This is a genomic window from Campylobacter concisus, assembly GCF_003048535.1.
Taxonomy (GTDB): domain Bacteria; phylum Campylobacterota; class Campylobacteria; order Campylobacterales; family Campylobacteraceae; genus Campylobacter_A; species Campylobacter_A concisus_S.
Window position 1 is genome coordinate 21,253 of record NZ_PIRQ01000002.1, and the last position, 22,510, is coordinate 43,762.

General features: G+C 35.9%; 25 protein-coding genes and 1 tRNA gene. 17 read left to right on the top strand and 9 right to left on the bottom strand.

Annotated features, from left to right (window positions below; translation table 11 throughout):
- Positions 1–63: 63 nt before the first annotated feature.
- Positions 64–852, bottom strand: a complete 789-nt coding sequence (murI, locus tag CVS93_RS01810; RefSeq protein WP_107686351.1) for a glutamate racemase — start codon at positions 850–852, stop codon at positions 64–66.
- A gap of 92 nt (positions 853–944) precedes the next feature.
- On the opposite strand from murI, the gene CVS93_RS01815 reads away from it, so the two are divergent.
- The gene (locus CVS93_RS01815) at positions 945–2,105 is read left to right on the top strand and encodes an FtsW/RodA/SpoVE family cell cycle protein (protein WP_021091312.1); all 1,161 of its coding nucleotides are present in this window, start codon (positions 945–947) and stop codon (positions 2,103–2,105) included.
- Positions 2,102–3,124, top strand: coding sequence for an undecaprenyldiphospho-muramoylpentapeptide beta-N-acetylglucosaminyltransferase (gene murG, locus CVS93_RS01820; protein WP_107686352.1), 1,023 nt, complete (start codon positions 2,102–2,104; stop codon positions 3,122–3,124). The genes CVS93_RS01815 and murG overlap by 4 nt, the downstream gene beginning before the upstream one ends.
- On the opposite strand, the gene CVS93_RS01825 is transcribed toward murG, so the two are convergent.
- Together CVS93_RS01825 and CVS93_RS01830 are read right to left on the bottom strand one after the other, a co-directional pair.
- Complete coding sequence (locus CVS93_RS01825; RefSeq protein WP_103619260.1) at positions 3,116–3,850, bottom strand: imidazole glycerol phosphate synthase; 735 nt, start codon at positions 3,848–3,850, stop codon at positions 3,116–3,118. The genes murG and CVS93_RS01825 overlap by 9 nt on opposite strands.
- 61 nt (positions 3,851–3,911) lie before the next feature.
- Positions 3,912–3,988 (bottom strand) — tRNA-Arg (locus CVS93_RS01830).
- A gap of 110 nt (positions 3,989–4,098) precedes the next feature.
- Here CVS93_RS01830 and CVS93_RS01835 point away from each other — a divergent pair.
- Genes CVS93_RS01835 through CVS93_RS01845 form a run of 3 tightly spaced genes read left to right on the top strand, consistent with a single transcriptional unit; the run spans position 4,099 to position 5,946 of the window.
- A complete protein-coding gene (locus tag CVS93_RS01835) occupies positions 4,099–4,284 on the top strand; it encodes a hypothetical protein (RefSeq protein WP_107686353.1) in 186 nt (61 codons plus the stop codon).
- Positions 4,285–4,334: 50 nt separating this feature from the next.
- Positions 4,335–5,165 (top strand): adenylosuccinate lyase, encoded by an 831-nt coding sequence (locus tag CVS93_RS01840; RefSeq protein ID WP_107686354.1) that lies wholly within the window; start codon positions 4,335–4,337, stop codon positions 5,163–5,165.
- Between the two features lie 37 nt (positions 5,166–5,202).
- Positions 5,203–5,946 (top strand): hypothetical protein, encoded by a 744-nt coding sequence (locus CVS93_RS01845; RefSeq protein ID WP_107686355.1) that lies wholly within the window; start codon positions 5,203–5,205, stop codon positions 5,944–5,946.
- On the opposite strand, the gene CVS93_RS01850 is transcribed toward CVS93_RS01845, so the two are convergent.
- The 6 genes from CVS93_RS01850 to CVS93_RS01875 are packed head-to-tail and all read right to left on the bottom strand — an operon-like array spanning position 5,947 to position 11,519.
- Positions 5,947–7,197, bottom strand: coding sequence for an RNA polymerase factor sigma-54 (locus CVS93_RS01850; protein ID WP_234400071.1), 1,251 nt, complete (start codon positions 7,195–7,197; stop codon positions 5,947–5,949).
- A gap of 3 nt (positions 7,198–7,200) precedes the next feature.
- Positions 7,201–7,929 carry an LPS export ABC transporter ATP-binding protein gene (lptB, locus tag CVS93_RS01855; RefSeq protein WP_103600362.1) on the bottom strand — a complete coding sequence of 243 codons (729 nt, stop codon included), beginning with the start codon at positions 7,927–7,929 and terminating at the stop codon, positions 7,201–7,203.
- Positions 7,922–8,320 (bottom strand): tRNA (adenosine(37)-N6)-threonylcarbamoyltransferase complex ATPase subunit type 1 TsaE, encoded by a 399-nt coding sequence (tsaE, locus tag CVS93_RS01860; protein ID WP_107686357.1) that lies wholly within the window; start codon positions 8,318–8,320, stop codon positions 7,922–7,924. The genes lptB and tsaE overlap by 8 nt, the downstream gene beginning before the upstream one ends.
- Positions 8,320–8,565, bottom strand: coding sequence for an RNA-binding S4 domain-containing protein (locus tag CVS93_RS01865; RefSeq protein WP_002940508.1), 246 nt, complete (start codon positions 8,563–8,565; stop codon positions 8,320–8,322). The genes tsaE and CVS93_RS01865 overlap by 1 nt, the downstream gene beginning before the upstream one ends.
- 33 nt (positions 8,566–8,598) lie before the next feature.
- On the bottom strand, positions 8,599–9,426 hold the full coding sequence (locus tag CVS93_RS01870; protein WP_107686358.1) for an alpha/beta hydrolase: 828 nt from the start codon (positions 9,424–9,426) through the stop codon (positions 8,599–8,601).
- Positions 9,420–11,519, bottom strand: a complete 2,100-nt coding sequence (locus CVS93_RS01875; RefSeq protein ID WP_107686359.1) for a TonB-dependent receptor domain-containing protein — start codon at positions 11,517–11,519, stop codon at positions 9,420–9,422. The genes CVS93_RS01870 and CVS93_RS01875 overlap by 7 nt, the downstream gene beginning before the upstream one ends.
- 196 nt (positions 11,520–11,715) lie before the next feature.
- Between CVS93_RS01875 and CVS93_RS01880 the strand changes: the two genes are divergently transcribed.
- From CVS93_RS01880 to CVS93_RS01935, 12 genes are read left to right on the top strand one after another with little or no spacing between them, the layout of a single operon-like run.
- A complete protein-coding gene (locus CVS93_RS01880; RefSeq protein WP_103576309.1) occupies positions 11,716–12,939 on the top strand; it encodes an argininosuccinate synthase in 1,224 nt (407 codons plus the stop codon).
- Positions 12,940–12,963: 24 nt separating this feature from the next.
- Entirely contained in the window at positions 12,964–13,410 is a 447-nt protein-coding gene (rplI, locus tag CVS93_RS01885; protein WP_103576310.1) for a 50S ribosomal protein L9, read from the top strand.
- A complete protein-coding gene (gene hslV, locus CVS93_RS01890; protein WP_021084582.1) occupies positions 13,411–13,944 on the top strand; it encodes an ATP-dependent protease subunit HslV in 534 nt (177 codons plus the stop codon).
- Positions 13,945–13,952: 8 nt separating this feature from the next.
- Positions 13,953–15,275, top strand: coding sequence for an HslU--HslV peptidase ATPase subunit (gene hslU, locus CVS93_RS01895; protein ID WP_107686360.1), 1,323 nt, complete (start codon positions 13,953–13,955; stop codon positions 15,273–15,275).
- Complete coding sequence (era, locus tag CVS93_RS01900; protein ID WP_107686361.1) at positions 15,272–16,141, top strand: GTPase Era; 870 nt, start codon at positions 15,272–15,274, stop codon at positions 16,139–16,141. The genes hslU and era overlap by 4 nt, the downstream gene beginning before the upstream one ends.
- A 59-nt stretch (positions 16,142–16,200) precedes the next feature.
- The gene (locus tag CVS93_RS01905) at positions 16,201–17,721 is read left to right on the top strand and encodes a C4-dicarboxylate ABC transporter (RefSeq protein WP_107686362.1); all 1,521 of its coding nucleotides are present in this window, start codon (positions 16,201–16,203) and stop codon (positions 17,719–17,721) included.
- Complete coding sequence (locus tag CVS93_RS01910; protein WP_107686363.1) at positions 17,718–18,365, top strand: pilus assembly protein PilO; 648 nt, start codon at positions 17,718–17,720, stop codon at positions 18,363–18,365. The genes CVS93_RS01905 and CVS93_RS01910 overlap by 4 nt, the downstream gene beginning before the upstream one ends.
- Positions 18,365–18,778, top strand: a complete 414-nt coding sequence (locus CVS93_RS01915; RefSeq protein ID WP_107686364.1) for a hypothetical protein — start codon at positions 18,365–18,367, stop codon at positions 18,776–18,778. The genes CVS93_RS01910 and CVS93_RS01915 overlap by 1 nt, the downstream gene beginning before the upstream one ends.
- Positions 18,756–20,276: a pilus (MSHA type) biogenesis protein MshL gene (gene mshL, locus CVS93_RS01920; protein WP_107686365.1), complete on the top strand. Its 1,521-nt coding sequence runs from the start codon at positions 18,756–18,758 to the stop codon at positions 20,274–20,276. Before CVS93_RS01915 ends, mshL begins: the two co-directional genes overlap by 23 nt.
- Positions 20,269–21,096: an ATP-binding protein gene (locus CVS93_RS01925; RefSeq protein ID WP_107686366.1), complete on the top strand. Its 828-nt coding sequence runs from the start codon at positions 20,269–20,271 to the stop codon at positions 21,094–21,096. The genes mshL and CVS93_RS01925 overlap by 8 nt, the downstream gene beginning before the upstream one ends.
- A complete protein-coding gene (locus tag CVS93_RS01930; RefSeq protein WP_107686367.1) occupies positions 21,089–21,967 on the top strand; it encodes a transformation system protein in 879 nt (292 codons plus the stop codon). The genes CVS93_RS01925 and CVS93_RS01930 overlap by 8 nt, the downstream gene beginning before the upstream one ends.
- A complete protein-coding gene (locus CVS93_RS01935; RefSeq protein WP_107686368.1) occupies positions 21,964–22,503 on the top strand; it encodes a hypothetical protein in 540 nt (179 codons plus the stop codon). The genes CVS93_RS01930 and CVS93_RS01935 overlap by 4 nt, the downstream gene beginning before the upstream one ends.
- Positions 22,504–22,510: the final 7 nt, after the last annotated feature.

Genomic DNA, 22,510 nt, shown 5'->3' on the forward strand with positions numbered 1-22,510 from the left:
AAATTATGTAAAATTTAGTGTATTTTATAAAATTTTTATTCGTGGTATTTAGTTAGATTTAACCTAGCAAATCGCCCTCATCTTTTCTAGATGAGTTAAATTTCTTGAAATTTTATCTAGCTCAAATTTACTGAATACTTCATCACCAGAATAGAAAAATCTAATTTTTGGGGCTTGATCTAAAGTAGAAATTTTTAGTCCAAGCTCACTTATAAGGCGATTTATTGTCCCTTCATTGCCATCAATTATGCTTATATTTGACGGCAAAATTTCTCTTAGGCTATCTTTAAAATAGTTAAAGTGCGTGCAGCCAAGCACCAAAAAGCCAAATTTACTTAGATCAAATTTGGCTAACTCTTCTTTTAGATATGATTTCACATTCTCGGTGTCAAATTCCCCATTTTCAGCAAAATTTACAAGGCGAGGCAGTGCAAGTAGCTCAGTCTTATCTTTTGCGTGTAAATTTGCGATCAGCTCTTTTAGTTTTGCGCCATTTACGGTGACTGGAGTGGCTATGACAAGCGTTTTTAGAGCGTCATTATGGCTTAAGTCATGAGCCTTTTTTACGGCTGGCTCCATGCCGATTATAGGTACATTTAAATTTGCTCTAAGCTCTTTTATCGCTACGCTTGTTGCCGTGTTGCAAGCCACTACGACAGCTTTTGCGCCATTTTCTATGAGAAATTTCACCGCATCAAAGCTAAATTTTAAGATCTCAACCCTGCTCTTTTGTCCATACGGGACATTTTTTACGTCTGCATAATATAAAAATTCATACTCACTAAGCTTGCTTAAAGCTTCATTTAAGACGCTCAGCCCGCCAAGTCCTGAGTCAAATATACCTATCTTCATGCCCTTCCTTAAAGCCTGCAATTATAGCAAATAATATCTTTGTAAGCCGTTTTTTATTATACTTTGGCACTTTTTAAACTTGGAGTTAAATTTTGGCAGTTGATAAGATCATTTTCTATCTTTGTTCGACTTTGATCGCTATAAGCATTATTTTTTCACTATCTTTGCCAGTTTTTACGGTTTTATTTTTTAATTACGACGAGTTTCACTTTTTTATCCGCCAATTTATTGTTGGTTGTATCGGAATTTTCATTATGTGGTGGCTTTCTAGGCTCAATCCTGAAAAAACGCTTGTTTGGATAGGGTTTGGCCTTCTTATATCTTGCGGTATCGCCATGGGGCTAATGCATGCATTGCCAGCTTCAATGGTGACTGACGCTGGTGGTGCTAGGCGTTGGATCAGGCTACCTGGTTTTTCACTAGCTCCAGTTGAGTTTTTTAAAATCGGTTTTGTCTACTTCTTGGCTTGGAGTTTTACTAGAAAATTTAGTGAAGGCAAAAGGACCTTGCTAGATGAGATTAAGATACTTATGCCTTATATTATTCTTTTTGGTGTTGCCATCTTTCTTATCGCTGTTATGCAAAATGACCTTGGTCAAGTGGTTGTGCTGGCGCTTACATTTGTGACGATGGCGCTTTTTGCAGGAGCAAGCGCGAGACTTTTTAGTATCGGTATCTTAGGAGCTGCTTTTGTTATGACAGTAGCGATAATCAGCTCTGAGCATAGAATTTTACGTATAAAGTCATGGTGGGGCACGATACAAAACATGGTGCTTTCTTTCTTACCTGACAGCGTTGCAGATGTATTAAGAGTAGCTGATGCGCCAGAGCCATATCAAATTTCTCACTCATTAAACGCTATAAAGCATGGCGAATTTTTCGGCGAAGGGCTTGGCGCTGGTATCTTTAAGCTCGGCTTTTTAAGTGAGGTCCATACTGACTTTGTATTAGCTGGTATCGCTGAAGAGGTTGGTGTATTTGGTATTTTGTGTATCGTAGCTATATTTATAACGCTACTTTATAGAATTTTTAGAATTTCAGCTAGAAGCGAAAATAAGGTCTATCATCTGTTTACGCTTGGTGTCGGGCTTATCTTATCGTTTTCATTTTTAATGAATAGCTATGGCATCACATCGATCACGCCTATTAAAGGTATTGCTGTGCCATTTCTTAGTTACGGCGGTAGCTCCGTGCTTGCGATTTGTATCGGTATCGGCATGGTTTTGATGGTTAGTAAAAGGGCAAAACTATGATAGTTATTTGCGGTGGAGGCACTGGTGGGCATTTAGCGATCGCAAGAAGCTTTTGCGAAGAGCTAAATAGACGAGATATTAAGCCCATTTTTATTGGTTCAACTAGCGGTCAAGATAAATTTTGGTTTGAAAGTGACGAGAATTTTTTACAAAAATTTTTCTTACCAAGCAGTGGCGTGGTAAATAAGAGAGGCTTTGCTAAACTAAAATCACTAACAAATATCGTAAATCTTGCTTTAAAATGTAGAAAAATTTTTAAGCAAAATGACGTTAAGGTAGTCATTAGCGTTGGTGGCTATTCAGCAGCTCCAGCAGCCATTGCAGCCATTATCTCAAAAGTGCCGCTTTTTATCCACGAACAAAATGCTGTAATGGGCAAACTAAATAAAATTTTAAGGCCTTATGCGAAAGGCTTTTTTAGCTCTTATGATGAAGTTTCGCCCTACCCTTATCCCGTAGCAAAGAAATTTTTCGATAGTGCAAGAGTGAGAGAGGAGCTAAAAACTATTTTGTTTTTGGGCGGCTCGCAAGGCGCAAAAGCGATAAATAAACTAGCTATAAATTTAGCTCCATATCTTAAAGAAAAAGGCATAAATATAATTCATCAATGTGGTAAAAACGGCTTTGATGAACTTAAAAAAAGATATGATGAACTTGGCTTTAATGAAACGAATTTAGAAATTTTTGAATTTAGTAAAGAGATAGAAAATAAGATGAGCAAGGCTGACCTTGCCATATCAAGAGCAGGAGCTAGCTCGCTTTGGGAGCTTTGCGCAAATGCTTTGCCATCTATCTTTGTGCCATTTCCTTATGCCGCTGGTAATCATCAGTTTTATAACGCTAAATTTTTAAAAGATAAAGGCATTGCTGAAATTTGCTTGCAAAATGGAGAAAATTTAGACAAAGATGAAGTTATAAGAATGATAGAAAATTTTGATCTAAATAAAAGCAGCAAAGCTCTAAAAGAGATTCTTTTGCCAAATGGAGCAAAAGAGATAATTGATAAAATTTTAAACTAGCTCCTCACCTATCGCACAAGCTTTTAGTTCTTTTAGCTCAAAGATCAAGTAGTGATAAATAAGCTCATTTGTATTTAAAATTTTTGCACTAAAGACTGGTTTTATCATAGTTATTATCTTATCAGTTATACCCGCGATCTCCACAAGTAAAAGTTCATCTTTGCGTTGCTTCGCAGCCTTAATACAATTATAAAAGAACGTATAAATTATCTTAAAATTTTGCAAAATAACATTTGAAACTATCCTAGAATGAATATGTAAAACATTATGTATACGCTCTTGTAGAGTATTTAGCTCTGCAAGTAGTGATTTTATTTGAGTAGTATCTGTTGTCCTAGAAAAGAGATTTTTCGCTTTATTTTTGTTTTGTATTTGATACTCTGCTACTAAAATTTCTATTATATTTAAAATGGCGACATAGCTTTCTTGTAAATTTTCATTTGCCTTAAAGCTCACACCGTTTTTCTCAATTTTATAATTTAAGCTTCTCTTTATCTGCTCCAAATAAGTACTAATGTTTTCATAATAGTCCTCTGTATTGAAGACACTTTTAAAAAAATCGCTTTCACCTTTTAAATTTGTAAGCTTTTTTTTAAGTTCATCAGCGTTTTTATTAAACTCAACAACCCCAACAGCCAAGCCGATCTCGTGCTCACTATTTTGTTCTAATGCTGTCAAGCTCTCTTTTAGTACTAAAATTTGTTTTTGAATATTTTGAAAATCCATTTTTTCTCTTTTAATTTTTTTGCTTATTTTACTATAAAAATTATGAAGTTTGTCATTAAGATGGTGCGCCCGAGAGAATTCGAATCTCTGACCTTTTGAACCGCAATCAAATGCTCTATCCAGCTGAGCTACGAGCGCACAAGAAAGTTAAGTCGAGATATTAGCCAAACTTTCCTTAAAGAAAAATTGTATTCATTTTAATTTTATAACTGTTTTAGTAAAATCCGATAAAAATAAAAGGAGTAAAAATGAATGATTTTTTCGATAGTTTAAAAGAGATAAAAAAAGAACTTACTAAAGAGCAAGGTGAGATCAAAAAAACTCAAAAAGAAGCCGTTTCTCATACAAAAGAAGAGGCGATCTCATATAAAGAAAATAAGCTAAAAAACGAATTTGCAGATTACATTAAAGGCCAAGATATAAGAAAAATATAAATTTGGAATGCTTATTGCTAAAACATGTAATATTTTATGTGGAGTAGGCAATGAAAGTTACGCAAACATTAGAATCTCTAAGCATTTTAACTGATAATGACACTTTGTTTCGTGAGCTTAGAGATATGATAAGCAGAAATTTTACAAAAATTTTATCTAATAAAAATAAGGTTATTTCGTTTTACGAAGAGAGCGAGATCCCACAACGCAAGTGCTTTTTAAAATTTATAAAAAAACTTTATGAAAAGCAAAGTGATGATAAACTCGACATTCGTTTTGCAAACTATAAAACCATAAAACTTGGCTTTGTTCAAAAAAATACCCTAACTCCAGTCATTAGCCTAAATGTAAATTTTGTAAAAAATGAAGCCAAATTTGAACTAAAAGATGCACTTTGCAGAGATTTTGCTAGCTACATCAGCGAGAGTCTGGTAAAAAGCAATGTTACTTTTAGCAAAAATGATGATTTTTTAAACATCACCATCTTAAACGACAACGACATAAACACATTAAACAAACTGCTTTACAAAAGAAGCTATCCAAAATTTAGCGTAAATTTTATCTATGATGAAAAAGACTACAAAGCCTTTAAACAAGGTATAAAAATAAAAAGCTCATCTAAATTTGTAAGCAGATTTTCTGTGCTTGCAAATTTGCTTGAGGAAAATTTTGGGATTTTGGGTTGCAAAAAAGATGATGACTTTGAAACTATCAGACAAAGCTATCTTTCACTCGTAAATATCTATCACCCAGATAGGCACGCCAACAAAAATCCTCTCATACAAGAAGAATATGCAAAGAAATTTAAAAATATTCAATCTGCTTATGAGAGTCTGAAGCCATACTTTAAAAATCAAGAAAATTTTGTAATGGTTGGCTAGAGCACGGCTTACCATAGAGCTATTAAAGAGAGCAAAAATGAATGGTGAAATGTTTAATATATGCGCCATTATTGCTGCCGCAAAGCAGGTCATAAAGTCAAATTCTCCTATCCTATATAATGGCACTAACTACGAAAATAGTATAAATTTTCACTTTCTCTCAGGCCATAGGGCAAATGGCGTAAATGAGTGGTTTGAGCACGCATTAAAACTTGGATTAAGCGATGTAAGACTTACTGCAAATTTAACTGGCTCATCAGATGAACGTTTATTGTTTAGCTTTTCAAACTCTACCGCAAAATTGATCATTTGCATTTTCAAAGAGCACATGAGCTGCTTCGTACCCTACTGGAAATACAACAAAGACCAAAGAGGCTGGGACATAATATATAAAGAATTTGGTCTTGAAAAAGATGTAAATTTAGAAAATTTTAGTGACAACACAGAGGCTTTTGTGGACTCACTTACCAAGATAGCGGCCTTTGCAGATGAGATAGAGTGTGAGAATTTTGGTGAGTGTTTTCGCAGGGCATTAAAATCACTTAGATCTTCAAGCAATGATGATCAAAAGATATTTAATGCACCGCTTATGCCAAAGAAAAATTTAGCTCTTTTTGCTGCGGCAAGCTTGGCTGATGTTTTTGGTGGTATGGGCTCTTGGAACGACGATGCAGCAGGCATGGCACAATATAAAAAACGTGGCAAAGAGTACGAAGAGCTTAGCAACGAGCTTTTTGCACAGATGCGCAAGGCCATACTTTTTGCTTTAAATGAGTGGTAGTTAGCCGTTTATCTGATAGACTCTTTTTCGCTGGCTTGAGCTGCCGATGTTTAGAATTTTGCGGTATTTGGTGATAGTTCGGCGAACGATTTGGATGTTAAATTTAGCTTGGATTAGCTCTTGAATTTTTAGATCAGAAAGTGGTTTTTTGTGGTCTTCGCCTTTAATGAGCTCTAGTAAAAATTCCTTTATTGCAGCGTTTGAGATCTCATCGTCAAAGCCAGTTGAAAAGAAATTTTTAAGTGCGACCGTACCTCTTGAGCAGCTTAAATATTTATTCGCAATCGCCCTTGATATGGTTGATGGGTTGCGCCCAAGCTCGTCTGCTAGGTCTTTTAGCTTCATAGGCTTTATATCGCCACCCAAAAAGTAGTCATATTGATACTCAACTATCATAAGCCCTATCTTATAAAGCGTTGCTTTTCTCATCTCAAGGGCGTCTATGAGCTCGCTTGCCTCTTTTATGCGCGAGCTTACAAAAGCCTCTTTCTCGTCTAGTCCCTCGGTGTCAACCAAAATTTCTGGATAGTACTCGTCATTTATCTGCACGCTTATGCCACTGCTTGTGCTTAACACAAAGATGTCAGGCACCTTTTGGCTCGCCTCTTCTAGATACTCGATAGCTGGGGGATTTTTAAATTTTTTTATGATCTTTAGCGCTTCGTCGTAAAATTTAAGCTTTCTAAGCTTTTCTATATTTTCAAAATTTAAGATGATCTTTTTCGCGCACTCTATGATCCCTTCACTTGCCTCAACCTCGCTTAGCTGAAACAAAAAGCTCTCTTTGATATCCTTTGCACCCACGCCACATGGCTCAAGGTAGGCAAATCTCGCCCTAACCCGCTCCACTTCGCTCTCGTAAAAATCAGCAAAAATTTCATTATCATAGGAAAAATAACCCTCGTCGTCTAAACACTCAATAATCTTATACGCAATATCTTGTGACTTTTGCGTGGGAAAAAGTGGTGGATTTATCTGGCTGGCGAGCTTTTCATAGAGGCTTTCTTTATAAATGCTTAAAGCTTCGATGCTCTCACTTACTGAATTTTTACTAACCTGCTCAAAAAAATTTCGCTTTTTTTCGCTTTTTTCTAAATTTTTATGTTCGATCGTAGCAAATGGGTTCTCTTTTATAAAAGGCTCAAGCGTCTCTTTTAGCTCATCAAGCCCACTTTGAAGAATGGGAAGCCAACTTCGCAGTGTTTGATTTAGTTTTATCTTTGGCGCTAAAGTTTGCTTTTGCCTTAGCATCATCTACTCAAGAAGTTTAAATTCTTCGCCAAGATAGTGCGTTCTAACGAGCTTGTTGTTTGCCACTTCGCTCGCACTGCCGCTTGCTAGCAGCGAACCATCCTTGATAACGTAGGCTCTGTCGCAAATAGCTAGCGTCTCACGGACGTTGTGATCAGTTATCAAAACGCCGATGCCTAGCTTTTTAAGGTCTCTAACGATGCTTTGGATGTCGCTAACCGCGATAGGATCGACGCCTGCAAATGGCTCATCCAGCAGTAAAAATTTTGGCTTTATGATGAGGCTTCTAGCGATCTCACAGCGTCTGCGCTCGCCACCACTTAGGCTAACACCCTTTCTTAGGCGAATAGGCTCGATATTTAGCATATTTAGCATCTCATTTACTCTTTTTGATATCTCTTCTTCGCTTTGATTTAAAATTTCAGCTCCAAGAAGTAAATTTTCTTCGACACTTAGCTCTTTAAATATGCTTGATTCTTGCGGCAAATAGCCAATGCCAAGGTGCGCTCTTTTGTGAAGCGGGACGTTTGTGATCTTTTCATCATTTAAAAAGACATCTCCGCTAGTTGGTGAGATGAGCCCACAGATCATATAAAAAGTAGTCGTCTTTCCAGCACCATTTGGTCCAAGAAGCCCCACAACCTCGCCACTATTTACCTCTAAAGATATGCCTTTTATGATCTCAGTTTTTTTGATCGTCTTTTTTAGATCTTTTACTTCTAGTTTATGCACTTATAACCTCGTATTTTCTACCATTTTTGCTAGGAAAAATTTTTACTAATGTATAGCTTTCGCCGTTTTTCTTTAGAGCCTTCTCTAAATTTTCATCGCCCCACTCTACTAGATGAAGCCCATCTTCAAATAGATTTTCAAAAAGACCATTTTTGACCATCCCGTCAAATCCGATCTGGTAAATGTCGTAGTGGTAGATATCTTTACCATAAATTTGCATCAAAGAAAATGTCGGCGATGTCACGCTCTCATCTATGCCGTGCGCTTTGATGATCGCCTTTACAAGCGTTGTTTTGCCACTTGCTAGATCGCCACTTAGTAGCACTACGCCACTTTTTGGCAGCACCCGCACAAGCTCATCAAGCTCATTTTCTAAAAGCTCAAAAACCATCAAAGCTCTTTTACATATTCGCTTTGAGCGCTTTTTGGTATGCTTTTTGTAGTTGGGATCGCAAGCACTTCGTATCTCGCCTCACGAGCTAGAAATTTGATGGTGATCACGTCGCCGATCTTGACATCTTTAGCCGCTTTTGCCTGCACGCCGTTTATGCTCACAACGCCACTTTTACACATATCTTCGCTAACGGCACGCCTTTTGGTGATATTTACTACGTTTAAAAATTTATCTACTCTCATGCGGCGGATTTTAACAAAAATAGCCTTAAATTTTTAATCCTTTAGATATTTTAAAAGCTCTTTTAAATTTAGAGGTATGACGCTGCCATGGGTTTCATTTTTAAAAAGCTCAAAGTGAGAATTTACGCCACTTTGCTTTAAAATTTGAGCCAAATCACTCGCCTTTAAAATGCCAGCTTTATCCGTTTTGCCCTTTCTCTTTTCAAGCTCGCCAACGCTAAGAAAGACAAATTTGGCTTTTAATTTCTCTTTAAATTTACCCTCACTAACATTTTGCTTTAAAATTTCAGACTCGCCCCACCAAAGAGATGGTGAAGCGATAAAGAAATTTGAAAAGATGCCCTCATCTTTAAGCAAGGCATAAAGCGTGAAAAGCCCGCCAAAAGAGTGGCCATAAAGGCTTTTTTGGCTATTTTGCACGTTAAATTTCTCATCAATTAGCGGCACTAAATTTTTAGTTAAAAAGTGGTAAAACGCATCTGCGCCACCACCTTTGCTAAACTCCTCGCCATCTGCCTTTGGCGTGAGATCTCTTGTGCGTTTTTCTACTTCGTAGCTTTTGTCTGTGTCATATCCTATGCCTATTATTAGTGGAGCAGATGAGCCATTAAATTCATTTAAAAGCATATTAAACTGGGCATTTGCATCAAGCAAGAAAAGCACGTTTTTAAACTCATTTTGCCCCTTTAGCTTGGCTGTGAAAATTTTATAAATTTCATCATTCGCGCTTATTTTAAAGGTCGAAATTTCAAATTTACTAGCAGCTTTTTGACTAAGTGGCTCAGGCGTTTGACTAGGCCCTGCGTGCAAAGTCTGTGTCAAGCCAAGCGTAAAAAGCAAAAATTTAAACGCTCTTACCATTTTGCAGCGACCTTAAACCAAAATCTCCTGCCCTCTTGCGGATAAAAGTAATATGTATTTCCCACGAGCGCCTCATCGTATCTTACTTTATCAAAGATATTATAAGCATTTAGGCTAAGTGTTAGGTGCTTGTTTGCGTCCCAGCTTACGCCTGTATCGAAGGTGAGTAGGTCCTTTGTGTTCTCTCTTATGCTGTTGCCAGCACCAAAATTTACACTTGTTAGCTTACTCTCATAGTTTGTGGTGAAGAATGTTTTTACACTCTTAATTGGTTTATAAGCAAGTGTTGCATGAAATGCATGCTCTGGCGTTGCCGTAAGGCTTTTGCCGTCAAGTCTGGCTAGATTTGTCTCACTAAATTTCATAGGTCCTCTTGGCGTATTTATAGTTGGGTTGCCAGTTTTTATCTTTGACTTATTATAGGTGTAGTTTGAGCTTAGATTTAGATTTGAAAGGATGTCGTAGTCGCCACTTAGCTCCACGCCCCAAACAGTCGCACCTTCTATGTTAAAGTAAGTTCCCCAGCCAGGACAATTAACGTGTGGTGCACCTGCGCAAGTGCCAAAGGCAGGAATTTTATTAACGTTACTGCCATCAGTGTCTAAGATCTTATCTTTAAACTCATTTCTAAAAAGCGTTACCGAGCCTCTAAAATCAGCCTGATTGTCATAATATGCCCCAACTTCGTATGTTGTGCTCTTTTCTGGTTTTAGATCTTTGTTGCCAAAATCAACTATTCTCCAGCCACCCTGGATAGTGCCTACTTCTGGGGAGATTTGATTGACATTTGGCGTTTTATAGCCAGTCGCTATGCCACCTTTTAAGCTTAGCGTATCTGTGGCATTATAGACTAGGTAGGCTCTTGGCGAGAGGTGGTTACCAAAAAATTCGTTGTGCGTGAGCCTTGAACCAAGCGTTAAAAATAGCTTCTCTTCTAAAATTTGCCACTCATCCTCGATAAATCCTGCATGCTCGCTCATCGAGTAGGTCTTTGGATCTTTTAAGCCGTTTCTTGAGGCGTTTGAGACGATGAAGGTCGTGCCGACATTTTGTTTGCTAAAGTCATAGCCAAAAGTTAGAGTGTGTGCGCCAAAAAACGTTGTAAATTTAGAGTTAAAGTTGTGATTTTTGGCTTTTGCTGGTATAAATTTGTCAAAAAGGCTCGTTCTTTGCGTCTCATCATAAATGTAGCTGATATCGGCATTTAGGCTATCAAATTCACCAAGATAGCCCACGCCATAGCTCTTTTTCTCGTAGTCATAATTATCTAATGGTCTTTTTCTTGGGTCTGGATCGGCTGATTTGCCAACCGTTTTTGAATAATCATGCCTTTCGTTTGAGCCAAGGATAAAAAATTTATTATGTTCATCTGGCGTGATCCAAAGCTTTGCACTTAAATTTCTCTTATCACTCTTTTGATAACCGCCTTTATAGTTATCCTCGTCTCTTAGCTTTTTGTATCCCCAAAGCTGAAGCGCTAAAAACTCTTTATAAAGAGGTAAATTTAGATAAAAGTCGCCCTGCCTGCCGTCTCCTATGCCTTTATGTGTGTTTATCGTGGTTGAGATGCCGACGTTGCCGCTAAATTTTGAAAAGTCTTTTTTGGTGATGATGTTGATAACGCCTCCAACCGCGTCGCTACCATAAAGCGAGCTCATAGGGCCACGGATAACCTCTATACGCTCGATCGCTTCAGCTGGTGGGATGAAATTTGAGTTCATATCCCCTGCTCCGCCTTTTGGGTTTGCGCTGCTTGAGTTTACTCTTTTGCCATCAATTAAAACTAGAGTTTGAGATTTTTCCATGCCACGTATCGAGATACCACTAGCTGCTCCGTCCTCGCCGCCAACGACATTTACGCCTGGCACCTTTTGAGCGATAGAGTGGAGCGAAGTAAAGCTATCTTTTGTAAGCTCATCGCCTTTTATTACGCTGATACTTGCAGGAGCTTCTTTAATCTCCTGTGAAAAACCACTAGCACTTACTACAATGCCATCAAGTTTTGTTTCGTTATTGTCTTTATGCTCTGCTCCAAAAAGAGAATTTGCCACACAAACACTAAGGCAAATGGCAATAAAATTTGTTTTTCTCATGACTATTCCTTTTTTAAATTTTAAAACCAAAAAATTTAACAAAGTGTATATAAAAATAATATTAATTATCATAATTTTAAACAATAACCTTTTTTGTAAAAATTTCTAGTAAAATCTTAAATTATTTATTAAATTAATTTATTAAAGATTAATCAATTTAGGCTAAAATACGACCATTTTAACAAAAGGAAGAGCTATGAAAAAAGACGTAAAAAAAGTGGTTTTAGCATACTCTGGCGGACTTGACACAAGTATCATTTTAAAATGGCTTCAAGATGAATATAACTGCGAAGTAGTTACATTTACAGCTGACATCGGACAAGGCGAAGAGCTAGAGCCTGCACGTAAAAAAGCCTTAGCGCTTGGTGTAAAGCCTGAAAATATTTTTATAGAAGATTTAAGAGAAGAATTTGTACGTGATTATGTATTTCCAATGTTTAGAGCAAACGCAGTCTATGAGGGTGAGTATCTGCTTGGCACATCGATAGCGCGCCCGCTAATAGCAAAACGCCAAAGCGAGATCGCAAGACTTGTTGGCGCTGATGGTGTGAGTCACGGGGCAACAGGCAAAGGCAACGACCAAGTTCGCTTTGAGCTTGGATACTACGCACTTGGCGATAATCTAACCATCATCGCTCCATGGCGCGAGTGGGATCTAAATAGCCGTGAAAAACTTTTAGCATACGCTGAGAAAAACGGCATAGATATCACTAAAAAACCAGGCAAGAGCCCATACTCAATGGACGCAAATTTACTTCACATAAGCTACGAAGGTCTAGTGCTCGAAGATCCGAGCCACGCACCAGAAGATGATATGTGGAGATGGAGTGTTGACCCTAAAAATGCCCCAGACAAGAGCGAGATTATTGAGATCGGCTATGAAAAAGGCGATCCAGTAAGCATAAATGGTAAAAAAATGAGCCCAGCTGAAATTTTAACCGAGCTAAACCGCCTTGGCGCAAAACACGGTATCGGCAGACTTGACATAGTAGAAAACCGCTCAGTTGGTATGAAGAGCCGCGGCTGCTACGAAACTCCAGGCGGTACGATAATGCTAAAAGCTCACCGCGCGATCGAGAGCATCACGCTTGACCGCGGTGCGGCTCACTTAAAAGATGAGATCATGCCAAAATACGCCGAGCTAGTCTATAACGGCTACTGGTGGTCACCTGAGCGAAATATGCTCCAAGCGCTCATCGACAAGAGCCAAGAGCACGTAAATGGCTCTGTAAAAGTTGAGCTTTATAAAGGCAATGTGATCATCCTTGGCAGAAGCAGCAAAAATGATAATCTATTTAGCGAGGCATACTGCACGTTTGAAGAGGACAGCGTTTATGACCAAAAAGATGCAGAGGGATTTATCAAGCTAAATGCACTTCGCTTTATAATCGCACGCAAAAATGGGCGAAAATTTGACTAATAATAAAATTTAAAAAGGATAAAAATGAAAGTATTATTAATAAAAGATGTAAAAGGACTTGGAAAAGCTGGCGAGATAAAAGAGGTAAAAGACGGCTACGGTAATAACTTCTTAATCGGCAAAGGCTTTGCAAAAGCAGCCACTCCAGATGTTCTTCGTCAATATGAAGCAGCTCAAAAAAGAAAGGCTGAAGAGCTAAAATATGAGATCGCAAATTTAGAAAAACTAAAAGAAGAGCTTGCAAAAGTGACAGTCGTCATCAAAAAAACTCTTGGCGCAAATGGCTCGCTTTTTGGTTCGGTCTCAAAAGAGGAGATCGCAGCAGAGCTTGAAAAAACGCATCATTTAGTTGTCGAGAAAAAAGCGATCGATATGGATACGCATCTAAAAGCGGTAGGTCTTTATGACGTTCATGTAAAGCTTGGACACTCGATAAATGCGAGCTTAAAGGTTGATGTGCAAGGAGAGTAGATGTTTCATGCTACAACCATCTTAGCCTACAAAGGCAAAAACAAGTCAGTCATCGGCGGCGACGGACAGGTGAGCTTTGGAAATACCGTCTTAAAAGGCAATGCCGTAAAAATTCGTAAAATTCATAATGGCAAAGTTCTAGCTGGCTTTGCTGGTAGCACCGCTGACGCGTTTAATCTCTTTGATATGTTTGAGAAAAATTTAGAGCATACAAAGGGCGATTTGCTAAAGGCGGTGATAGAATTTAGCAAAGAGTGGCGTAAAGACAAGTATCTAAGGAAGCTTGAAGCTATGATGCTCGTGCTTGATAGGGATAAAATTTTCTTACTTAGTGGCACTGGAGATGTAGTAGAACCTGAAGATGGCAAGATAGCAGCTATCGGAAGTGGCGGCAACTACGCTCTTTCAGCAGCCCGTGCTTTAGATAAATTTGCCGATATCGACGAAGAGGAGCTAGTCAAAGAGAGCCTCAAGATCGCCGGCGAAATTTGCATCTATACAAATACAAACATCAAAACTTATGTTTTAGAATAAGAGAGAGAATGAACTTAACACCAAGAGAAATTGTTAAATTTTTAGATGACTATGTGATCGGTCAAAAGGATGCCAAAAAGATCATAGCTATCGCACTTCGCAACCGCTACCGCCGTATGAAGCTTGAAAAGAGCTTGCAAGATGACATCATGCCAAAAAATATCTTGATGATCGGCTCAACTGGCGTTGGTAAAACTGAGATCGCAAGGCGTCTTTCAAAGATGATGGGACTGCCATTTATAAAGGTCGAGGCTAGCAAATATACTGAAGTTGGCTTTGTTGGTCGCGATGTTGAGAGCATGGTAAGAGACCTTGCTACGGCATCATATAATCTCGTAAAAAACGAGCAAAGTGAGAAAAATCAAGATAAAATCAACGCCTACATCGAAGAAAAGATCGTCTCAAAACTTTTGCCACCACTGCCAAAAGGAGCAAGCGAGGAGAAGCAAGCAGAGTACGCAAAGAGCTATGAAAAGATGCTAAATAGGCTAAGAAACGGCGAGCTTGATGAGCTAAGCATCGAGATAGAGGTGCAGCAAAACCCGCTTGAGGCTGGCTCAAACGTGCCACCTGATATGGCGCAGATGCAAGAGAGCTTTATAAAGATAATTGGCATCGGCGGTAAAAACATCAAAAAAGAGATGAAGGTAAAAGACGCTAAAAAAGCTCTTCAAAGTGAAGCAAATGATAAAATTTTAGACCTTGAGAGCATAAAAACTGAGGCTTTAAGAAGAGCTGAAAACGAAGGTATCATCTTTATAGACGAGATCGATAAAGTAGCCGTTGGCTCAGGTAGCTCAAACAGGCAAGATCCTAGCAAAGAAGGCGTGCAAAGAGACTTATTACCGATCGTTGAGGGCTCAAATGTAAATACAAAATTTGGAAATTTAAAGACAGATCATATTTTATTTATCGCGGCCGGTGCCTTTCATATAAGCAAGCCAAGCGATCTCATCCCAGAGCTTCAAGGCCGTTTCCCACTAAGGGTCGAGCTTGATAGCCTTGATGAGGACGCGCTTTATCAAATTTTAACTCAGCCAAAAAATTCGCTTTTAAAACAATACATCGCCCTGCTCTCAACCGAGAATGTCGAGCTAGAATTTGACGATGAAGCGATAAAAGAGATAGCTAGGATCGCTCATGCCGCAAATGAAAAGATGGAAGACATCGGTGCTAGACGTCTTCATACGGTGATCGAGCGCGTAATAGAAGATATCAGCTTTGAGGCTAGCGAAAAGAGCGGCGAGAAGATAAATGTGACAAAAGAGCTCGTAAAAGAGCGTCTAAAAGATGTTGTCGAAGATCAAGACCTAGCGAGGTATATACTTTGAAATCAGGCTTTGTTAGCATCATAGGGCGCACAAATGCTGGCAAGAGCTCGTTTTTAAATGCTTTGTTAAACGAAAAGATCGCCATCGTCTCGCACAAGCAAAATGCAACTCGCAGAAAGATAAATGGCATAGTTATGAACGGCGAAGATCAGATCATCTTCACCGACACGCCAGGGCTTCACGAGAGCAACAAGGCGATAAATCAACTACTAATTAGCCAAGCGATAAAATCGATGGGAGATTGCGATCTCATCGTATTTTTAGCGCCTATTCATGATGATACAAGTGACTATGAGAAATTTCTAGCTCTAAATCCTGAAAAACCACACATCTTAGTGCTAACAAAAGTCGATGAGAGCTCAAATGCAAAGGTGCTTGAAAAGATCACTAAGTATCAAAAATTTCAAGATAAATTTGCAGCACTTCTTACTTTTAGCACCAAGCAGCCTACCTATAAAAAGCCGCTTCTTGATGAAATTTGCAAGCTTTTGCCAGAGCATGAGTATTTTTACGATCCAGATTTTCTTACTTCAACAAATGAAAAAGAAATTTTTAGAGAATTTATACTTGAAGCGATCTATGAAAATTTAAGCGATGAGATCCCATATCTTAGCGATGCGATCATAAAAAGCGTAAAAGAAAAACCTAGCATTACTGAAATTTTTGCAAGTATCATCACTGAGCGTGAAATCCATAAAAGTATGATCATCGGTAGGAATGGTGAAACGATAAAACGAATAGGAATTTTTGCAAGAAAGTTAATACAAAATTTAACCGGATCAAAGGTCTTTTTAAAACTCGATGTAGTCGTTAAGAAAGGCTGGAGTAAAGAAGAAAAGAGCCTTAATAAAATAATTGGATATTGATTTTTTATTGTAAAAATATTAAAATACAGCCCAATTAGAGCATTATGAGGTAAATTTTTATGTTAAAGCTTAGAAAAATTAACGATAATCCAATCGTTACGCTAGATCCTTATGAATATGAAGGTTTTAGATTTTCTAATAGTAATGTCGATACGCTAAGTCTTTCAAAGAATATTCTAAAGCGAGACTTTTTTATATCTTATATCGAGTATAAAGATATAATAACAGCCACCATAAACATCTCAAGAACAATAGATGATGAGGATATTGAAAACAACATCTCTATCAAAATTTACGAAGAGCTCTCTCTTGATCCTGCGATTGACTATAAAATAGTTTATTTTGAAAGTAATGTTGAAAAAGAAGATAGAATTTTTAATGTTTTTATTGCTACAAACGAAACTATAAATAAAATTTTTAAAAATATTTCTAAAAGAGTACCTTTTATAGATTATGTCGTTGTAGAGCCACTCTTATATAGTGTTATATATAAAAAAGGCTTACTTCCTAGCACTCAGAGTGATTGTTTTTTGACATTTAGGGCCGATGAAGCATTTATAAGCATTTATGTAAATGGAGAATACCTTACATCAAGAGGTTTAAGATACACACTAAATTATTTAAAAGATAAATTTATAGAGCAAAGCGGCGAAAAAGTAAGCCTAGAAAGCTTTTTAGATATCCTAAAGACAAGAGGACTTTTAGATAGCAATGAAGAAGGCTTTAGCTACGATCTAAATACTGTTTTTGAGGACTATATATTTTACGTAAATGACACGATAAATGTTGTCAATAGAATCTATAGTATAAATATAAAAAATATCTATATTGACTGCGACTATAAAATAGAGCGTTTTGAGAAATTCATCAATACAAAGCTTGGCACAAATGCTACGAAATTAAATATAAGCACTGTAATAAATTCTAAAAATTTAGCCATTAGCGAACGGTATAACATGATGGCTTTGTATGCAAATTTTTACAAAAAAGAGGCCTTTAATGCTGATTTTAACTTCTCAAATTTGCTTAGACCTGATCCATTCACAAAAAGAAAAAGCGGTAAATTTATACTGACATGTGCCGCTGCTTTTTGCCTAAGCATGTCCTATCCTCTTTATAATTATATAGCTGGCAGTATTTTAGAAGCAGATTCGCAAAAGCTAAGTGATGAGCTTGATGTGCTTAATGCGCAAGCAGCACAAATAAGAAGTACTCTTGAAAGACTAAAAAAAGAGCAAAATGATATAAAAGGATTAACTGATAAAGAGGAAGAGAAGTTAAATTTTAGAAAAGGGTTGCTTCAAGAAATTGAAAACAAAAAAGATCATTACGTAATGAAAGGTTTAAATCTTTTCGAAATTACCGATACGATAAACAGCAATAGCGTTTTTATAACAAATATTAAAAATAACGATAAAAATTTAACAGTAACCGTTGTTAGCGATAATGAAAAAAGGATTACGCAGCTAATAAAAGATATCAGCAAGATGCCTAAATATTCAGTAAATACAAAAAAAATTAAAGAAGATAAACAAAATAACGAGTATGAAAGTAATATAAGTATAGAGATTAGACAATGAGACAAGACGTTTTAAGTAAAATAGATAAGTATTTTGACGCAAAAAAACAAAGCGAAACAAATATAATTTTTTTGGGTTCAGCTTTAATTATTATTTATATTGTTTATATGCTTTGTTTTGATCCGTCGCAAGATTTTTATGATGAAAGATTTAATTCGCATACTAAAATTAGCAATGATCTTTCAAGAACAAGAGATTATTTAAGATCGACCAGCTCACCTAGCGGGGATAAAAATTTTAAAATAAATGAAGAGACCAAAATACTTGAAACGCTTAAAGGCAAATATTCTAGTGTTTTAAAATTTAATGCTCATTTTGACTCAAAGCTAAAAGAACTATCGTTTTTATTATTTAACGATCAAAATTGGGCAAATTTCTTAGACAATATCGTATCTTTAGCGAAGCAAAATAATATAAAAATTTTAGAGTTAAAAAGTGATATAAAAGAGCCAAATTTCCAAAAAATTGAGCAAATTTTAAATATTGACTTGACATTTTTGGGAGGTTTTAAAGATATGCTTTCATATATAAATGGCCTTGAAGAATCAAAGCTAGTGGTTGATCTTCATAAAATGGATGTAAATTCTACCCAAAAAGAGCTTGGCGCTAAGATCTCAATATCTGTTTGGGGGATGAAATACTAATGAAAATAAAAATTTTATTGGCTTTTTTATTGTTAAATATTGCTTTTGCTAATCAGCTTCAAGAGGAAATGGACTCTTATGATAAAATTTTTGAAAAAATAAAGGAAAAAAGAAGCGGTCTTAGCGATATTGAGCTTTCTAGTATAAAAAATCCTTTTAAGCAAGAACCTATCAAGACGGTAACAGATCAAAATTTATCAATTATTACTCAGGCTTCAAAAGGGCTTAGTTTAAAAGCAATTTTATTAAACAAAGCAAATATTGATTCCAAATGGTATGCTGTCGGTGATATTGTTGATGGTTACAAAATAGCTAACATTACTAAAAATAGCGTTTTTTTAGTAAAAGGCGATGAGAAACAAGAGCTAATTTTAAAAAATGGAAGTAAAAATGTTGAGATTAAGATTAAATAAAATATTAATAATGGGTGCACTCATTTGCTTAAATATGAATTATGCTAGTGCTAATGAGAGTGGTTGTTTAAGCAAAAATTTTAATATGAAAATTTCAGATGATGTTACGCTAGTAGATGTGTTAAATCAGCTTTCAGAAATGTGTAACTTTAGTATTGTTGCAAAGGATACTTATAGCAAAACAGAGCTAAAAGATAAAGTTTTTGGTGTTAATATCAGAAATATGAGTCTTAGCGAAGTTTTCGACCTACTTTTAAGTGAGAAAAATTTAAGCTACGAGTTTTCAAATAATGTATTAAAAATTTCATCTTTAAAAACTCAAATTTTTAAACTAGATTATATAACTTCTATTAGAGAAGGAACTGCTGTCACCCAAGCTTCAGTGGATGCTACTCCATCTGAAATTTCTAGTGGTTCAAGTAGTAGCGATAATTCCCAAGATGATAGTTCTCAAGGCTCAAGCAACCTTATAAAAACTACTGAAAGGTTTGACTTTTGGGAAAAACTAGATGCTGAGCTTAAAGCTATTTTAAATAATAGTAGCGAACATATCACAGCGCCTGATCCTATCATAAATCAAAATGCAGGTCTTATCACTGTTACAGCTACCCCTTCTCAACTTAAGCGAGTTGAGAAGTATATAGATGAAATGCAAAAAAGACTAAAGAAACAAGTAATTATTGATGTTTCTATTATTTCAGTTGAGTTAAATAATGAATACAAGCAAGGTGTTGACTGGAGTAAATTTGAACTTGGATTTAATACATACATTGGCAATTCAAGGAATAATCCGAGCTCAAGTGCAACTTGGACAAATAAAGGCAATAGCCTAAGCGATGGATTTGGACGTACATTAAATATCGCAGCTAATTTAAATTTTAGCCTTGATGGAATGATAAATTTTCTTGAAACAAATGGAAAGACAAAGGTTATATCAAGCCCAAAAGTAACAACACTTAATAATCAGCAAGCTCTAATTTCAGTTGGTGATAACATAAACTACCGTGTTCAACAAAAAACTGACAATGGAAACAGCAATAGTGATAGGCTGACAACTACTTATAAACAATATTCTGTTTTTATAGGCATATTATTAAATTTATTACCAGAAGTCTCTGATAATAATAAAATCATGCTTCGAATCAATCCATCGCTTAGTAACTTTAAATACGCTGAAGACGACACAAGACAAAATGCGTTAAGAGAGATTGCTCCAGATACGGTGCAAAAGAAGCTTTCAACTGTTGTTCAAGTTGATAGCGGTGATACTATTATTCTTGGTGGATTAATAGGCCAGACAAAGGGCAAAAATAATACTTCTGTGCCTCTTCTTTCTGATATCCCACTTATAGGTGGTGTCTTTAAAAGCACAAGAGACAATATAAAGACAACAGAGCTTATCTTTGTCATCACTCCTCATGTAGTTGATTTTGACAAAAAAAAGCCACTTAATCAATCATTAAAAGACTTAGGTTTTTCTAAAACGATCTATGAATAACAAGAATATTTATACAGATATAAAAGATATCTTTATCAACGAAGATGAAGTAGCTGATTTTGTTAACCTAGATAACTCAATCACTTGTTACAATAAGATCGTCTCGGCTCTAAAAAAGCCATTAAAACTTATACTTTTTTATGGTAAGCCTGGTAGTGGAAAGACTTTTTTGCTAAACAAGATAGCCTCTGATCTTCAAAAGGATAAAAAATTAATTTTTTTCCCACATCCTTTTTTTAGCGAGGCTACATTTATAGAAGCTCTTTGTGGAGATATATATGGAAATAAACTTGATAATATAAATAATTTTGAAAGTTTTGTTGCACACTACTCAAAGGAATTTAAAAATAAAGATGAAATTTTACAAAACCAAATAGTTGTCATCCTGGATGAAGCACAACTTTATCCTACTGAATTGATTGAAAAAATAAGGCTGATGGCTGATACAAGATTATTTAAATTTCTATTTACTATTCATAAAACTGAAAATGAAGATGTGTTAGCAAAGGACTATTTTCAAACTAGAATTTGGGAGAGCATAGAGCTTGGAAGTGCAAACACGAATGAAATCATAGTTTATTTGCAAAGAAAAATAGGACAAAAAGGCTACGATAAATACCTAAATTTTCAGAAAAAAGACTATGACAAAGCCTATGAGCTTTGTTGCGGAAATCTACGCACACTAAATAAAATCATGTATAAATTTTATGAAATTTGTGAATATTACGAACAAAATCAGCCATCAAAATTAAGTAGCGAGGACGCAAATATTAAAATTTTGACAATGTCTGCACTTGATACAGGAATAATTCATGCTTGAATTACAAGAAATTCAAAGGCTAGAAAAGCTCTATGAAGAGTACGAAAAAAAGAATAAAAATAGCTTTTTAAAATTGTTATCACATAAAAAGTTAGGCCTTTTAATAATTACGGTATTGCTAATCGCTTTTATTTTTGGTGCTTTTTTATTTTTCTCAAATGCTAAAAATAAAAAAGAGACAACCAATATTCCAACTTTAGTTGAGAAAAATTTGACAATACAAACAGATATAAAAGAAAAAAACATAACCTTTGCTGAAACTAATGTCAGCAAAAATATTTTAGAAGATGGCAAACAAAAAAGTGAGCAAGCAAAAGAGAGGTTTGAATCAGATAAGAAGCAAGATGAGCTTGCTGAGAAAATAGCGAAAAAGCTAGAACAATCCATAAAACTAAATGAAGATAACAAAGAGCAGATAGCAGATAAAAAACAAAGAAGTAGTGGTGGTTGGTTAAAGCTAAATTTACCAACTGAAAATGAAAACATACAAAATGAACAGTCTCTACCAAATGAAGAGGTAATAGAACTAGAACCAAAAGCAAAGCCAAAAATTGATATTCAAATTTCAAGTGAAAACAATGAAATATCTATGCTAAAAGAAAATTTTAATAAAAGCAAAAATCCAGAAATCGCCCTTAAAATAGCAAGAAAATGCTATCAAGACAAAAGATATAGCGACACTATAAAATGGGCACTATCGGCAAATAATTTAGATAGTAGCATTGAGGAGTCTTGGGTCATGTTTGCTAAGGCAAAATATATGCTAAAGCAAAAAGATGACGCATTGCGTGCATTAGAAGAATATAATAAAAATAAAAATAAGCCCGAGATAAATGAGCTAATAAATAAGATAAAAAGTGATACGTTGTGAAATTTTTACTTATTATATTTTTATCATTAAATGCCTTTGCGCTTGGGGCGGCTGACATTAAAAGTTATTTTGAAAAAGCTGAATATCCTAAAATTTGTAATCAAAAAATACAAGATCTTTTAAAAGATTCACAAAATGAAGAATTTCTTAATATCTTTGGCATATCTTGCTTAAAAACAAATGATATAGATAGGCTCGCTCTTCCAGCAAGCAAGCTATCAAAAACACAAAGCTCAAGAGAGAATGCAGCATATTTTGCTGATATATTGCTTAAAAAAAAGCTATTGCTTCATGCTATCTTGGATGGGGCTGATATAAGCTATATTAGACTTCCAAAGAGCGATTACATTCTTTCATTTATATTTGATAAATTTGTCAAAAAAGAATACGTTGAGGAGCTCGGCGTATTTATTTTTGAAGAGCCAAATTCAGATACAAGATATGAGCTTAGTGCAATCGCTGGCTCAAATTTTGCAAAAATGATTTTAAAAATTTTTAAAAATGACGATCTTACTTCGCAGATTGAGTATAGATAAAGAGAAG

Coding starts and splice junctions, on each gene's coding strand:
- hslV (WP_021084582.1), top strand. CDS start 13,411: ATGTTTCATGCTACAACCATCTTAGCCTACAAAGGCAAAAACAAGTCA.
- CVS93_RS01845 (WP_107686355.1), top strand. CDS start 5,203: ATGAATGGTGAAATGTTTAATATATGCGCCATTATTGCTGCCGCAAAG.
- CVS93_RS01925 (WP_107686366.1), top strand. CDS start 20,269: ATGAATAACAAGAATATTTATACAGATATAAAAGATATCTTTATCAAC.
- CVS93_RS01915 (WP_107686364.1), top strand. CDS start 18,365: ATGAAAATAAAAATTTTATTGGCTTTTTTATTGTTAAATATTGCTTTT.
- CVS93_RS01850 (WP_234400071.1), bottom strand. CDS start 7,197: ATGCTAAGGCAAAAGCAAACTTTAGCGCCAAAGATAAAACTAAATCAA.
- rplI (WP_103576310.1), top strand. CDS start 12,964: ATGAAAGTATTATTAATAAAAGATGTAAAAGGACTTGGAAAAGCTGGC.
- CVS93_RS01905 (WP_107686362.1), top strand. CDS start 16,201: ATGTTAAAGCTTAGAAAAATTAACGATAATCCAATCGTTACGCTAGAT.
- murG (WP_107686352.1), top strand. CDS start 2,102: ATGATAGTTATTTGCGGTGGAGGCACTGGTGGGCATTTAGCGATCGCA.
- CVS93_RS01835 (WP_107686353.1), top strand. CDS start 4,099: ATGAATGATTTTTTCGATAGTTTAAAAGAGATAAAAAAAGAACTTACT.
- CVS93_RS01880 (WP_103576309.1), top strand. CDS start 11,716: ATGAAAAAAGACGTAAAAAAAGTGGTTTTAGCATACTCTGGCGGACTT.
- murI (WP_107686351.1), bottom strand. CDS start 852: ATGAAGATAGGTATATTTGACTCAGGACTTGGCGGGCTGAGCGTCTTA.
- CVS93_RS01825 (WP_103619260.1), bottom strand. CDS start 3,850: ATGGATTTTCAAAATATTCAAAAACAAATTTTAGTACTAAAAGAGAGC.
- tsaE (WP_107686357.1), bottom strand. CDS start 8,320: ATGGTTTTTGAGCTTTTAGAAAATGAGCTTGATGAGCTTGTGCGGGTG.
- CVS93_RS01870 (WP_107686358.1), bottom strand. CDS start 9,426: ATGGTAAGAGCGTTTAAATTTTTGCTTTTTACGCTTGGCTTGACACAG.
- CVS93_RS01840 (WP_107686354.1), top strand. CDS start 4,335: ATGAAAGTTACGCAAACATTAGAATCTCTAAGCATTTTAACTGATAAT.
- CVS93_RS01930 (WP_107686367.1), top strand. CDS start 21,089: ATGCTTGAATTACAAGAAATTCAAAGGCTAGAAAAGCTCTATGAAGAG.
- CVS93_RS01875 (WP_107686359.1), bottom strand. CDS start 11,519: ATGAGAAAAACAAATTTTATTGCCATTTGCCTTAGTGTTTGTGTGGCA.
- CVS93_RS01865 (WP_002940508.1), bottom strand. CDS start 8,565: ATGAGAGTAGATAAATTTTTAAACGTAGTAAATATCACCAAAAGGCGT.
- hslU (WP_107686360.1), top strand. CDS start 13,953: ATGAACTTAACACCAAGAGAAATTGTTAAATTTTTAGATGACTATGTG.
- CVS93_RS01910 (WP_107686363.1), top strand. CDS start 17,718: ATGAGACAAGACGTTTTAAGTAAAATAGATAAGTATTTTGACGCAAAA.
- mshL (WP_107686365.1), top strand. CDS start 18,756: ATGTTGAGATTAAGATTAAATAAAATATTAATAATGGGTGCACTCATT.